Source organism: Rhizobium sp. L9 (assembly GCF_002531885.1).
In the GTDB taxonomy this organism is placed as follows: Bacteria; Pseudomonadota; Alphaproteobacteria; order Rhizobiales; family Rhizobiaceae; genus Rhizobium.
This window is the reverse complement of record NZ_NWSZ01000012.1, coordinates 105,189-117,486: the sequence shown is the minus strand read 5'-3', so window position 1 is coordinate 117,486 and position 12,298 is coordinate 105,189. Positions and strand designations below refer to the sequence as shown.

Annotated in this window: 14 protein-coding genes; 11 read left to right on the top strand and 3 right to left on the bottom strand. The window is 61.0% G+C overall.

What is annotated here, in order from left to right; translation table 11 throughout:
* Window positions 1-16 precede the first annotated feature (16 nt).
* A complete protein-coding gene (locus tag CO660_RS14335; protein ID WP_097599262.1) occupies window positions 17-502 on the top strand; it encodes a hypothetical protein in 486 nt (161 codons plus the stop codon).
* Between the two features lie 72 nt (window positions 503-574).
* A complete protein-coding gene (gene purB, locus CO660_RS14330) occupies window positions 575-1,882 on the top strand; it encodes an adenylosuccinate lyase (protein WP_097599261.1) in 1,308 nt (435 codons plus the stop codon).
* Between the two features lie 282 nt (window positions 1,883-2,164).
* On the opposite strand, the gene CO660_RS14325 is transcribed toward purB, so the two are convergent.
* Together CO660_RS14325 and CO660_RS14320 are read right to left on the bottom strand one after the other, a co-directional pair.
* Window positions 2,165-2,647 carry a low affinity iron permease family protein gene (locus CO660_RS14325; RefSeq protein ID WP_097599372.1) on the bottom strand — a complete coding sequence of 161 codons (483 nt, stop codon included), beginning with the start codon at window positions 2,645-2,647 and terminating at the stop codon, window positions 2,165-2,167.
* A 109-nt stretch (window positions 2,648-2,756) separates the two neighbouring features.
* Window positions 2,757-3,560, bottom strand: a complete 804-nt coding sequence (locus tag CO660_RS14320) for a DUF2189 domain-containing protein (protein ID WP_097599260.1) — start codon at window positions 3,558-3,560, stop codon at window positions 2,757-2,759.
* Between the two features lie 177 nt (window positions 3,561-3,737).
* Here CO660_RS14320 and CO660_RS14315 point away from each other — a divergent pair, with 177 nt between their 5' ends.
* The 7 genes from CO660_RS14315 to CO660_RS14285 all read left to right on the top strand — a co-directional run bounded on the left by CO660_RS14315 (window position 3,738) and on the right by CO660_RS14285 (window position 9,748).
* A complete protein-coding gene (locus CO660_RS14315; protein ID WP_097599259.1) occupies window positions 3,738-4,292 on the top strand; it encodes an alpha/beta hydrolase in 555 nt (184 codons plus the stop codon).
* A gap of 94 nt (window positions 4,293-4,386) precedes the next feature.
* Window positions 4,387-6,678, top strand: a complete 2,292-nt coding sequence (locus CO660_RS14310; RefSeq protein ID WP_097599258.1) for an EAL domain-containing protein — start codon at window positions 4,387-4,389, stop codon at window positions 6,676-6,678.
* 271 nt (window positions 6,679-6,949) lie between these two features.
* A complete protein-coding gene (gene purC, locus CO660_RS14305; protein ID WP_085780082.1) occupies window positions 6,950-7,714 on the top strand; it encodes a phosphoribosylaminoimidazolesuccinocarboxamide synthase in 765 nt (254 codons plus the stop codon).
* Window positions 7,715-7,748: 34 nt separating this feature from the next.
* Window positions 7,749-7,991 carry a phosphoribosylformylglycinamidine synthase subunit PurS gene (gene purS / locus CO660_RS14300; RefSeq protein WP_085778308.1) on the top strand — a complete coding sequence of 81 codons (243 nt, stop codon included), beginning with the start codon at window positions 7,749-7,751 and terminating at the stop codon, window positions 7,989-7,991.
* A 46-nt stretch (window positions 7,992-8,037) separates the two neighbouring features.
* Entirely contained in the window at window positions 8,038-8,592 is a 555-nt protein-coding gene (locus CO660_RS14295) for an RNA 2'-phosphotransferase (protein ID WP_097599257.1), read from the top strand.
* The gene (gene purQ / locus CO660_RS14290) at window positions 8,589-9,260 is read left to right on the top strand and encodes a phosphoribosylformylglycinamidine synthase subunit PurQ (RefSeq protein ID WP_097599256.1); all 672 of its coding nucleotides are present in this window, start codon (window positions 8,589-8,591) and stop codon (window positions 9,258-9,260) included. The genes CO660_RS14295 and purQ overlap by 4 nt, the downstream gene beginning before the upstream one ends.
* A gap of 89 nt (window positions 9,261-9,349) precedes the next feature.
* On the top strand, window positions 9,350-9,748 hold the full coding sequence (locus CO660_RS14285; protein WP_097599255.1) for a hypothetical protein: 399 nt from the start codon (window positions 9,350-9,352) through the stop codon (window positions 9,746-9,748).
* Between the two features lie 21 nt (window positions 9,749-9,769).
* Here the strand turns inward: CO660_RS14285 and CO660_RS14280 are convergent, their stop codons facing one another.
* Window positions 9,770-10,024, bottom strand: coding sequence for a DUF1127 domain-containing protein (locus CO660_RS14280; protein ID WP_097599254.1), 255 nt, complete (start codon window positions 10,022-10,024; stop codon window positions 9,770-9,772).
* 81 nt (window positions 10,025-10,105) lie between these two features.
* Here CO660_RS14280 and CO660_RS14275 point away from each other — a divergent pair, with 81 nt between their 5' ends.
* A complete protein-coding gene (locus CO660_RS14275) occupies window positions 10,106-11,524 on the top strand; it encodes a PLP-dependent aminotransferase family protein (RefSeq protein ID WP_097599253.1) in 1,419 nt (472 codons plus the stop codon).
* Between the two features lie 121 nt (window positions 11,525-11,645).
* The gene (locus CO660_RS14270; protein ID WP_097599252.1) at window positions 11,646-12,224 is read left to right on the top strand and encodes an acyloxyacyl hydrolase; all 579 of its coding nucleotides are present in this window, start codon (window positions 11,646-11,648) and stop codon (window positions 12,222-12,224) included.
* The last annotated feature ends 74 nt before the right edge of the window (window positions 12,225-12,298 follow it).

Here is a 12,298-nt window from a genome sequence, read left to right as displayed (position 1 = left end):
CATGGATCGCCCCAGGATGGATCGCCTAAGGGCGGCAAAGCCGCCCTCCTCCGATCTCTTTGCCGGTGCGTTGCTCTGGGGCGTGCAGATGCTGGCCGCCGCCATGCTCGGCCTTTACCTCCGCAACGGCCTCGAGACGAGCCGGCTCGCCGAGGTGGCGGCACTCTATTTTCTCGGCGGCCTGCTCTCCTGGCCCTTCGCCCTGCCGGTCGCTCGGTTTTTTGCCTATAACAGGCCACCGGAAGCGCGCTTCGCCGCCTTCTTCGTGACGCTGACGGCAGCCACGATCCTGATGACCGCCTTCCTCTTCGCCATGGAATACCGGATCTTCTATTCGCGCTGGCACGCGCCCTTCGGCAGCGTCGCCTGGGCCTTCCAGTTCGTCTTCACCGGCATCAGTGCCGTCTACCAGTTTCTGGTGATCGGCCTTCGCCTTTTCCTGCCGCTCGGCCTCGTCTGCCTCGTCGTCAGCAGCTATCATCTCACCAAACGCATGCGTTGAGATTGCCGCCGGTCTTTGCTACAGGGGCGCTAACTCAATGAAGCAAACCTCTCGAAGTGAAGGCAGCCGCCCATGATCCCGCGTTACTCCCGGCCTGAAATGGTCGCCATCTGGTCTCCCGAAACCAAGTTCCGCATCTGGTTCGAGATCGAGGCACATGCCTGCGACGCGCTGGCCGAACTCGGCGTCATCCCGAAATCGGCGGCAAGGACGATCTGGGAAAAAGGGGGTGCGGCCACCTTCGACGTCGCCCGCATCGACGAAATCGAGGCGGTCACCAAGCATGACGTCATCGCCTTCCTGACTCACCTCGCCGAAATCGTCGGCCCGGATGCGCGCTTCGTCCACCAGGGCATGACCTCATCAGACGTGCTCGACACCTGCTTCAACGTCCAGCTGGTGCGTGCCACTGACATCCTCATCGCCGATCTCGACCGGCTCCTCGCAGCGCTGAAAACCCGCGCCTTCGAACACAAGGACACGGTCACCATCGGCCGCTCGCACGGCATCCATGCCGAGCCGACCACCTTCGGCGTCAAGCTGGCGCTTGCCTATGCCGAATTCGAGCGCTGCCGCCAGCGTCTCGTCGCTGCCCGCGAGGAAGTCGCGACCTGCGCCATCTCGGGCGCCGTCGGCACCTTCGCCAATATCGATCCACGCGTCGAGGAACATGTCGCCGAAGCACTCGGCCTGAAGGCCGAGCCGGTCTCGACCCAGGTCATCCCGCGCGACCGCCACGCCATGTATTTCGCGACCCTCGGTGTTGTCGCCTCGTCGATCGAGCGGCTCGCGACCGAAATCCGCCATCTGCAGCGCACCGAAGTGCTGGAGGCGGAAGAATACTTCTCGCCCGGCCAGAAGGGCTCCTCGGCCATGCCGCACAAGCGTAACCCGGTGCTGACCGAAAACCTTACCGGCCTTGCCCGCATGGTCCGCTCCTACGCCATGCCGGCCATGGAAAACGTCGCCCTCTGGCACGAGCGCGATATCTCCCATTCCTCGGTCGAACGCATGATCGGCCCGGACGCCACAGTCACCCTCGATTTCGCCCTGTCGCGTCTGGCCGGCGTCGTCGAAAAGCTGCTGGTCTATCCCGAAAACATGGAGAAGAACCTCAACAAGTTCCGCGGCCTCGTCCACTCCCAGCGCGTCCTCCTGGCGCTGACCCAGGCCGGCACCTCCCGCGAAGACGCCTACCGGCTGGTGCAGCGCAACGCCATGAAAGTCTGGGAACAGGGCAAGGATTTTCTGGAAGAGCTGCTGGCTGACGCTGAGGTCAGGGCTGCCTTGTCCGAGGAGGATATTCGGGAGAAGTTCGATCTTGGGTATCACACGAAGCATGTGGATACGATCTTCCGCCGCGTCTTCGGCAACGCTTGAGCGGACTGCAACGATGTGACGGCGTCTTGTAGCCGCCGTCCGACTGTTGACAAACTACTGCGAAAGCCGCGACGTCATCCTCGGCTTTGTTGTGCCGAGGATCTGCGCCGACCCAATTAAGTGACTGAAAATAGATGTTTTCCTGTCAAGAAACTGCAGTGATTAGATGCTCGGCACAAGGCCGAGCATGACGGACGAGACTTTTTAACAGACTGACGGGGACTACGCAGGCGCCGTTTTCATTTCTGTCTTTTTCTTTTGTGATTGCAGAATGGATGATGGTTAGCTTTTCTCAAGTGGCCGTTGTTTCTGCTTCGATGCTTTGGCATTCGCAGAGCGTTTGCGCGCCTGCGCCTTTTTCGGTGGTGGCATCGCTAGCTCAATCTCGGTCGTTTGGCAGGCCTCCGTCTGCCCCCTGCCCTTGGCGGCCTTGGCGACCAGTTCGTCGAGATGTTTCAGCTCTTCCTCGTCGAGATTTTCGATGCCGATAAAGCGGTTCTCCGCATGGCTTGTCAAAATGATTTCGTTGAGTTTGGCTTGGATTGCCCGGGTGTCGCGCGTCTGGGCGTTCTGCAGGACGAAGACCATCAGGAAGGTGATGATGGTCGTTCCCGTGTTGATGATGAGCTGCCAGGTTTCCGAATAGTCGAAGAAAGGTCCGAGCAAGGCCCAGATAATAACGACGCACAGTGCCAGGATGAAGATGACGGGCTTACCCGCCCATTCCGATGTCTTGCTTGCGAAGCGGGCAAACAGATGCGTCATCATCACCTCTGAAATCTCTCCTCGGAGTAAAAAACTCCGAGGCAGGTTCGAGGTTCCCGAAAATCGGGGATCCCACGGTATCAAGGTTTTCCCGCGGGCAGGACCGAAGCTACACAGCTTCCCGCGCAATCAGCTTGCGGTAGAGATGCCAGGTCGCGTGGCCGAGGATCGGGATAACGAGTGCGAGTCCGGCAAAGACCGGGATGGTGCCGACGACGAGAAGTCCGGCGACGATCAGGCCCCAGAGCAGCACCGGTACCGGATTGGCGATCGTCGCACGAATCGAGGTCACGACGGCGGCAACCGCTCCGACGTCGCGGTCGAGCAGAAGCGGAAAGGTGATGACCGATATCGCCAGCACGACGAGCGCGAAGACAAAACCGATGAGATTGCCCCAGATGATCAACTGCAGGCCCTGGGCCGTACCGAAGACCTGGCGGGTGAAGTCCGTCATGGTGCGCGGGAACACATCACCGAGAAGATTGGCGTACAGCGTCTGTGCCGTCACCAGCCAGACGACGAAAAGGGCAAAGAGCATCAGTCCGACGGCGATGATCGATGGCAGCGCCGGCGAATGGCGCACCTCAAGCGCATGCGTCCATGACGTATCGAGGCCTTCCTCGCGTCGGCGGCTGATCTCATAAAGACCGATCGCCGCAATCGGACCGATCAGCACGAAACCGGACATCAGCGGGAATATCATCGGCAGCAGGTTGGCGCCGGAGGTCCACAGCGTCAGGAAGACGCCGGCGATTGGATACATCAGGCACAAGAACACATAGTGGGAAGGCTTTTCACTGAAATCGTCGAGCCCGCGCTTCAGCGCGTCGAAGACGTCGGCGATACCGATGCGATTGACCACGGGCCGCGCCAGGTTTTCACTGGCACCCGTCATGACATGAAATGCCGCCATGGCTTTCTCCTCCTCAGCCGAGACTTTGGTCGGCCGCGGATACGCATCGGCGGGCAAGCCGATACGAAATCCGCAACCGGCACTCGAGCAACATAACAAAATTCATCGCCCGTGTCGCTCTCTCCCTTGCCGCCCCCTCTTGACATCTTTGGCGGGCTTTCTCACATCGGCGGCACTATGAAAGCCTCAGACGCAGATATCCTTATCATCCCCGGCTATACCAATTCCGGCCCCGGCCATTGGCAGAGCCGCTGGGAGGCGAAGCTCAGCACGGCGCGGCGCGTCGAACAGGCCGAATGGACGAAGCCGGTCCGCGAGGACTGGATCGCCCGTATCGCCGAAGAGGTGAACGCCTCGACCCGCCCCGTTGTGCTCGTCGCCCATTCGCTCGGCGTGCCCTCGGCAATCCATGCCATCCCGCATTTCCGCAAGCGGGTGGCAGGCGCTTTCCTCGTCGCTCCGCCTGAAGTCACCAATCCGGATATCCGCCCCAAGCACCTGATGACCTTCGGGCCCTATCCGCGCGACCCACTGCCCTTCCCTTCCATCACCGTCGCCAGCCGCAATGATCCGTTCGGCAGCTACGAGCATGCCGACGATATCGCCAGTTGCTGGGGTTCCTTCCTCGTCGATGCCGGCGAGGCGGGACATATCAGCACTGAATCCGGGCACGGCCCCTGGCCGGAAGGAACAATGGTCTTCGCCCAGTTCCTCAGCCGCCTCTCTGTCTGATTTGGGAGACCCGGCGCTCGTCATTTCAGCGACTACTTTCTAAGGCTTTCTTAATAGAAGTGCCGCAGACTGCGCCGAGATGAAATCAGCGAGAATGCCCGTGAGGAAAGCCCATTCAGGGGCCCATGAAGCGCATGGCGATCCTGCAGCGGCTGAGGCCGGCGATGGGTCGACCGACGATTCTGATCTGGCTGAGCGCGAGAGCCGCTGGAACCATGCGCTTGTTGGTTCCGGCCTCGGCGTATGGGACCACAATTACCGTCTAAACCGGAAATATTATTCGCCGACGTGGAAAACCATCCGGGGAATGGCGCCGGACGAGGACGTCGCCGGCGACTACGAGGCTTGGCTGCAACTCGTCCATCCGGACGACCGCGACTTCGTCGCTCATGCGATCGACCGGCAGAATGCCGGCGATCCGGATTATCAGATCTTCCAATATCGTGAACGCCACAGGGACGGCCACTGGGTCTGGATCGACTGCCGTGGGGCCTGCGTCGAGTGGGATGAGAATGGCGTACCGACGCGCGTCGTTGGAACGGATACCGATATCACCGCCCGCAAGGAAGCCGAGGAGACGCTGTCGCGCCTGTCGCGCCGGCTCGACCTGGCGCTGGAAGTTTCCCGCATCGGCGTCTTCGAGGCCGATATCGAAAATGACGTCGTCGAATGGGATGATCGCCTCATTGCCATCTACGGCTTGCAGGGTGCGGCACGCAAGATCGGCGGTGACGCCTGGGCCAAGAGCCTGCATCCGGATGACCGTGAACGCGTGCTCGGCCTCGCCGATCGCAGCGTCGAAAGCGGCAGCGATTTTCAGCAGGAATACCGCATCATCCGCGGCGACGGAGTCGAACGAATCATCCGTGCCCGCTCGGCCTTCTTCGTCGACGGCAACGGCCAACGCAAACTGATCGGCGCCAATTGGGACGTCACCGAGGAGGTCGCGCTTCGCAACGAGCTGCAGCGCGCCAAGGATTTGGCGGAAGCCCGCAACCGCGAACTCGAAGCCGCCAAGGAGAGCATCGAGCATCTGGCGTTGCACGATTACCTCACCGGCCTGCCAAACCGCCGCTATCTCGACAAGATGCTGGACGACCGAGCAGCGGAATGCCGGGTTAACGGCCTCGCTTTGGCGGTTCTGCATATCGATCTCGACCGCTTCAAGCAGATCAACGATACCCTCGGCCATCGGGCGGGCGACGCAATGCTGCAACACACCGCAAATGTGCTCAGACATTCCGTTCGCGCCGCTGATTTCGTCGCGCGTATCGGCGGTGACGAATTTGTCATCCTCTGCGCCGTCGATGCTGCATCGAAGAAGATCGCCAGCCTGGCCGAACGCCTGATCCGCGAATTGCGCCGGCCCGTCAGATATGAGGGGCATGACTGCCGTTTCGGCGCCAGCATCGGCATCGCGGTCGATGGCGGCGCCAAGCTCGACGCCAAGCAGACGCTGCTTGACGCCGACATTGCGCTCTATCGCGCCAAGGGTCTTGGCCGAAACCGCTTCGAATTCTTCTCGGCATCGGCCCGCAACGATATCGTCTCCGCCAAGCAGCTCGCCGATGAAATCCTCATCGGCCTGGAGCGCGATGAATTCGTGCCGTTCTATCAGTTGCAGTTCGACGCCCGCACGCTCGATGTCACAGGCATCGAGACGCTCGCCCGCTGGCAACACCCCGTGCACGGGCTGCTGACGCCGGATCGCTTTCTCGATATCGCCGAGGATCTCGACGTCGTCTCGACGATCGACGCCTTGATCCTGGAGCGCGCGCTGGCAGACCGGCGTGCCTGGATAAAGGATGGGCTATCGATCCCCAAAATATCGGTCAACGTTTCCGCCCGGCGGCTGACCGATCCCGACCTCGGCAAAAAGCTCCGCGCCCTGAAGATCGAACCCGGCGCCATCGCCTTCGAACTGCTGGAATCGATCTCGCTCGACGATTGCGACGAGGCGGTGGCCGCCAATTTGAAAAAGCTGCGCAAGCTCGGCATCGACATCCATATCGACGACTTCGGCACCGGCCACGCCTCGATCGTCAGCCTTCTGCGCCTGAGCCCGAACACGCTGAAGATTGATCGCGAGCTGATCCGCATGCTGCCGCACTCGGCCGAGCAGCGTAAGCTCGTCGGCGCGATCATCGATATCGGGCGCTCGCTCAATATTCTCGTCATTGCCGAGGGCGTGGAGACGGCGGATCATGTCCGCATTCTGGAGCAACTCGGCTGCGACACGCTGCAGGGCTATGCGCTCGCACGGCCGATGCCGGCCATGCAGATCCCCTCCTTCATTCGCGCCGGATGCTGGCGCCTCGGGCTGACCGCCGCGCGCGGCCTGCAGACGCATCTTCGCCGCGCGCTGCCAAGCAGAAGAGTCAAATAAAACCTGTATAAGCGGCCCGCCATTTCGCCTTCATTCCACCGTAGAGGAAAAGCCGCTAGACTCGTAAAGCGAATTCATTCGATTCTCTTGGCGCTATTCCGTAAAATCCCGAAATAGAGCCACCAAATCCGGGAACCGCGGCCACGAAATCCGGAAACCGGGGAAGGAGCGACAGGCGGATTGTGAAACACTCTCTTTTCCTTTAAGGGGACGCCACGAGATCGATCCACTCGCGCTATCCCAAGAGCGCCAACAACAGAGAATGACCAAGATGAACCGTCGCCGCCGTATCTACGAGGGCAAGGCAAAGATTCTGTATGAGGGTCCGGAGCCGGGCACTTTGATCCAGTTCTTCAAGGACGATGCCACCGCCTTCAACAAGAAGAAACACGAAGTCATCGACGGCAAGGGCGTCCTCAACAACCGCATTTCCGAATATATCTTCAGCCACCTGAACAAGATCGGCATCCCCACCCATTTCATCCGCCGGCTCAATATGCGCGAGCAGCTGATCAGGGAAGTGGAGATGATCCCGCTGGAGATCGTCGTGCGCAACGTCGCTGCCGGTTCTCTCGCCAAGCGCCTTGGTATCGAGGAAGGCGTCGTGCTGCCCCGCTCGATCATCGAGTTCTATTACAAGTCCGATGCGCTCGACGATCCGATGGTCTCCGAAGAGCACATCACCGCCTTCGGCTGGGCCAATCCGGCCGAGCTCGACGACATCATGGCGCTCGCCATCCGCGTCAACGATTTCATGACCGGTCTCTTCCTCGGCGTCGGCATCCAGCTTGTCGATTTCAAGATCGAATGCGGCCGCCTCTTCGAAGGCGATCTGATGCGCATCATCCTCGCCGACGAGATCTCGCCGGACAGCTGCCGGCTCTGGGATATCGAAACCCGCGAGAAGATGGACAAGGACCGCTTCCGCCGCGACCTCGGTGGCTTGCTTGAAGCCTACTCCGAAGTCGCTCGCCGTCTCGGCATCATCAATGAAAACGAGCCTGTGCGCGGCACCGGCCCCGTTTTGGTTAAGTAAAGATCGTCTGGTCAAGTAAGGCAGGAAAGACAAAGTGATCAAGGCTCGTGTCACCGTCACGCTGAAAAACGGCGTTCTCGATCCGCAGGGCAAGGCCATCGAAGGGGCGCTCAGCGCCCTCGGCTTTTCGGGCGTCGGCCATGTAAGGCAGGGCAAGGTCTTCGACCTCGAGCTCGAAGGCGCCGACAAGGCCAGCGCCGAGGCAGACCTCAAGGCGATGTGCGAAAAACTGCTCGCCAACACGGTCATCGAGAATTACGCGATCGCGATCGACTGACCTGCAGACCTGCCCGTCAACCGGCGGGTCTTATGGATTGAGCGTCATGCTGAAGGCAAAGCTGGAGACGGAAGTCTCGAAATTCATGAGCTATGTTTTGCGCCATGCGCCGGATGCCGCAGGCTTGACGCTTGATGCCGAGGGTTGGGTATCGTTCGATGATCTCGAAAAGGTGCTGACGTCGAAATACGGCGTCTCCCGCGCCGATATCGTCGAGATCATCGACAACAGTCCGAAGAAACGCTTCACGCTTGTCGATAACAGGATCCGCGCCAATCAGGGCCACAGTGTCGAGGTCGATCTGGCGTTAGCCCCGGTTGAACCGCCGGCAGTTCTCTTTCACGGCACGTCACTCACGAACTGGCCGTCGATCGAGCGCGAAGGCCTGAAAAAGATGGAGCGGCACCACGTCCATCTGTCGGCCGACATCGAAACGGCGAAAATTGTCGCCGTGCGCCGCAAGGGCGACTATATCATTCTGCGTGTCGACGCAGCCGCCATGTTTTCAGAAGGCCATTCTTTCTTTGTCGCGGACAATGGAGTATGGCTCGCCGAGAGCGTTCCAGTCCAATATCTTTCGCGAAATGCGGGGACTCTATGAAATCAGCCGTCGTTCAACTTCCGGGCCTCAACCGCGATCGCGACATGATCGCCGCTCTCACCAAGATCTCGGGTCATCAGCCGGTGACGATCTGGCAAACGGAGACGGAAATCCCCGACGTTGACCTGATCGTCATCCCCGGTGGCTTCTCCTATGGCGATTATCTGCGCTGCGGCGCGATCGCCGCCCGAATGCCGGTCATGCAGGCGATCATCGACAAGGCTGCAAAGGGCGTGAAGGTGCTCGGCGTCTGCAACGGCTTCCAGATCCTCGTCGAAGCGCGCCTGCTGCCGGGCGCGCTGATGCGCAACGCCTCGCTGAAATTCGTCTGCCGCGAGATCAAGCTCGAAGTCGTCAATGCCGAGACGGATTTCACCCGCGCCTACGCGCAAGGACAGGTCATCCGTTGCCCGGTCGCCCATCACGATGGCAATTATTTTGCCGACGAAGCGACGCTGGCGAAGATCGAGGGCAATGGTCAGGTTCTGTTCCGTTATGCCGAGGGCACCAATCCGAACGGTTCGATCAACGACATTGCCGGCGTGATGAACGAAAAGGGCAATGTGCTCGGCATGATGCCGCATCCGGAAAACCTGATCGAGGCCGCCCATGGCGGTTCGGATGGCCGGGGCCTCTTCGCCTCGGCGCTCGACGTCGTCGCCGCCTGACCTCACCTCAGCCATGCCGCCCGCAGGCCTACCGCGGGCAACGGCATGCAGCCGAGAAGACCTTCATCCGGATCACTGGAGCAAGATCAATGCGCCCTCGCCTCACCGTCGCAAACGCCGCTTTGTTGACCGCTCTGGCAACCGTTGTCGCGGCCTGCCAGTCGCCGGCACCGGCGGCAGGCCCAAACCGGGCGGCGTTGCCGACGATGGAGCGCGTAGCGCTCGGCGCCAATGCCTGCTGGTTCAAATCTGGCGATCCGGCCTTTGCAGCCTATAAGCTCGCTCCGGAACTCAATTCCTTCTCCGGTCGGCCGCGCATCCTGCTCGTCCACAAGGGCAGCCCGGAAAGCCGGCCGCTGCTCGTCGTCCAGGCCGAGGGAAGCCCTGCCCATCTGCAGGCCTTTGGTCCGATTATGCAGGAGCCTGTCGCCGGCCGCATCGCCGCCGATGTCAATCGTTGGTCCGGCGGCAACAGGGCCTGCAAATGATCGCTGCGGTCGCCCGCAGCATCAGTCCCAGAAAAATGACTTGCTGATTTCGCGTGCGGCTTCGGACTGCGAAACCCCGATATCCTTGAGTCCTGCCGCAGTAAGCTCCCTGAGCGCGCGCCGGCCCTCCCGCTTCTGATGCCAGAGACGAATGGCGGCCCAGATCCGTCCCAGATGCGTCGTCGCTTCGGCAGGCGGGCTGGGAAGGATGAGGCGCCTGTCCTCATAAGAGACAATAGGTACAATTGGCGTGTTGATTTCGGGCAATGCAGACATTTCGGGGATCCTCTCGGCTCATCCTTGGGATTGACTCTTAATCTTGACATGTACGCGGTGACAATATAAGCAATTGTCACCATGACAAATTGGCTTCCTGATCTTTCCCGCGGCTCCGGGCCGGTCTATCTCCGACTTGCCGACAGCATCGAATCCGCCATTGCGAGCGGCGCCCTGCCCGCCGGCAGCAAGTTGCCGCCGCAGCGCAATCTTGCCTATGATATCGGCGTGACGATCGGCACGATCGGCCGCGCCTATGCGCTGGTGCACGAGCGCGGCCTGATTGCCGGCGAGGTGGGCCGCGGCACCTATGTGCTGAACCGCGCCGAGATGCCGCCCGGCGAACAAACCGATGCACTGGCCGTCTCGCTCGGCGGCACTCGCTTTCAGGACGCGCCCGCCGACAAGATCCGTTTCGATACGACAGCCGCCCCAGACCTCGGCCAAGGCAAGATCATCTCAGCCATCCTCGCCGAGATCGGCGAACAGCATCTCACCGAGATTTCCTCCTATTCCCGTAGTTTTCCGCGCAACTGGTTCGACGCCGGCCGCCGCTGGCTTGCCCGCAGCGGCTGGACACCGGAGGTCGAAAACATCGTACCGACGCTCGGCGCCCATGCCGCGGCGGTCGCCGTTATTGCCGCTGTCTCGGCGCCGGGCGACAAGATCGTCTTCGAAAATCTGACCTATACCCAGGTCAGCCGCAGCGCCCGTCTTCTCGGCCGCCGCACGGTGACGGTCGATTCCGACGAATTCGGCGTCATTCCCGACGATTTCGAAAGGCTCTGCCAGCAGCAGCATCCGAAGATCGCCTTCCTGATGCCGACGGTTCATAATCCGACAGTGACGATCATGCCCTACGAGCGGCGCGCAGCAATTGCTGCAATTGCCAGAAAGCACAGCGTCTGGCTAATCGAGGACGACCTCTACGGCGGCATGGCCGACGATGAGACGCCGCTCATCGCCGCGCTTGCGCCCGACCGCACCTTCCTGGTCAACGGCCTGTCAAAATCGGTCGCCGCCGGTGTGCGCGGCGGCTGGGTCGCCTGCCCGCCACACTTTGCCCAGCGCATCAAGGTGACGCACAGGATGGTCACGGGCGGCCTGCCTTTCATCCTGGCGGAGACCTGTGCCCGCCTGGTCGAAAGCGGCCGGGCGCACGAGATCCGCAAGGAAGTTATCGGAGAACTCTCCCGGCGCGCCCACCTCGCCCGCGAGCATCTGCAGGGTTTCGACTTCGCGTGGCACCCGCATGCGCCCTTCCTCTGGCTGAAACTGCCGGAGCCCTGGATGTCCGGCACCTTCAAGAATGCCGCCTTTCGCGACGGCGTGCTGGTCGATGACGAGGACGAATTCAAGGCGGCTCGCAGCGAGAAAACCTACTACCGCATTCGCATCGGCTTCTCCTCACCCAAAACGGGCCAGGAATTGACCGCAGGCCTGATTATCCTGCGCCGGCTGCTGGAAAATGGCGGATCCGCCTATGACGGCGAAATATGACCTGTTGCAAATACACGCCATAATTCCAAAAAACGCACACGCCTGACGAGAGCGCTTTACCACTGCGACCCCCATGCTACCTCTTTGTTATCCCCGCTTGGTGCGAATCAAAGGACGGCAGATGAGGGTCGAGTTCGGAAAGATCGCGTTACGCTTCTTGGGGCTGGCATCCGTGGCGGCCGTAGCCGTCACCTCGATGGCGGGTTCGGTCAATGCCGGCGAGCAGATATTCGATGAATTGCGTTTCGGGGCCTCCGCCTCGGTGCAATCGGGTCGTGCCGGGGAAGATGGCGTCTTTCCGGAGATTACCGCTCTCTTCGATCCTTTCGGATATGAGGAGGCTGTCGGCTGGCAGCAACAGCTGTTGCATCCTCGTGTCCATCTCGGCACGTCGATCGGCACTTCGGGTGAAGCAACCCAATTCTTCACGGGCTTCACCTGGACAGTCGATCTCAACGAAAAACTCTTTGCCGAAGCCGGATTCGGCGGCGTCATCCATACCGGCGAGCTGGACGACAATGATGACGGCCCGGAACTCGGCTGCCGCGTCCTGTTCCACGAATATGTCGGCGCCGGTTACCGTTTAACCCGCAATTGGAACGTGATGGCCCAGATCGCCCACTCCTCTCATGCCGATCTCTGCGACGGCCCGAATGACGGAATGACGCGCGCCGGCATCCAGATCGGCTACAAGTTCTGAGCGATTGGCGCCTTTACGAGAAAAGCCTGCCCGCCCTCTGTTGACGGCGGGCTTTTTTCTGTCGCGCGTCGCCG

Excerpts from the sequence above, each read along its gene's own strand:
- purQ (WP_097599256.1), top strand. The coding sequence starts at position 8,589 with ATGAAATCAGCCGTCGTTCAACTTCCGGGCCTCAACCGCGATCGCGAC.
- CO660_RS14315 (WP_097599259.1), top strand. The coding sequence starts at position 3,738 with ATGAAAGCCTCAGACGCAGATATCCTTATCATCCCCGGCTATACCAAT.
- CO660_RS14325 (WP_097599372.1), bottom strand. The coding sequence starts at position 2,647 with ATGACGCATCTGTTTGCCCGCTTCGCAAGCAAGACATCGGAATGGGCG.
- CO660_RS14310 (WP_097599258.1), top strand. The coding sequence starts at position 4,387 with ATGCCCGTGAGGAAAGCCCATTCAGGGGCCCATGAAGCGCATGGCGAT.
- purC (WP_085780082.1), top strand. The coding sequence starts at position 6,950 with ATGAACCGTCGCCGCCGTATCTACGAGGGCAAGGCAAAGATTCTGTAT.
- CO660_RS14295 (WP_097599257.1), top strand. The coding sequence starts at position 8,038 with ATGCTGAAGGCAAAGCTGGAGACGGAAGTCTCGAAATTCATGAGCTAT.
- CO660_RS14285 (WP_097599255.1), top strand. The coding sequence starts at position 9,350 with ATGCGCCCTCGCCTCACCGTCGCAAACGCCGCTTTGTTGACCGCTCTG.
- CO660_RS14320 (WP_097599260.1), bottom strand. The coding sequence starts at position 3,560 with ATGGCGGCATTTCATGTCATGACGGGTGCCAGTGAAAACCTGGCGCGG.
- CO660_RS14270 (WP_097599252.1), top strand. The coding sequence starts at position 11,646 with ATGAGGGTCGAGTTCGGAAAGATCGCGTTACGCTTCTTGGGGCTGGCA.
- CO660_RS14335 (WP_097599262.1), top strand. The coding sequence starts at position 17 with ATGGATCGCCTAAGGGCGGCAAAGCCGCCCTCCTCCGATCTCTTTGCC.
- CO660_RS14275 (WP_097599253.1), top strand. The coding sequence starts at position 10,106 with ATGACAAATTGGCTTCCTGATCTTTCCCGCGGCTCCGGGCCGGTCTAT.
- CO660_RS14280 (WP_097599254.1), bottom strand. The coding sequence starts at position 10,024 with ATGTCTGCATTGCCCGAAATCAACACGCCAATTGTACCTATTGTCTCT.
- purB (WP_097599261.1), top strand. The coding sequence starts at position 575 with ATGATCCCGCGTTACTCCCGGCCTGAAATGGTCGCCATCTGGTCTCCC.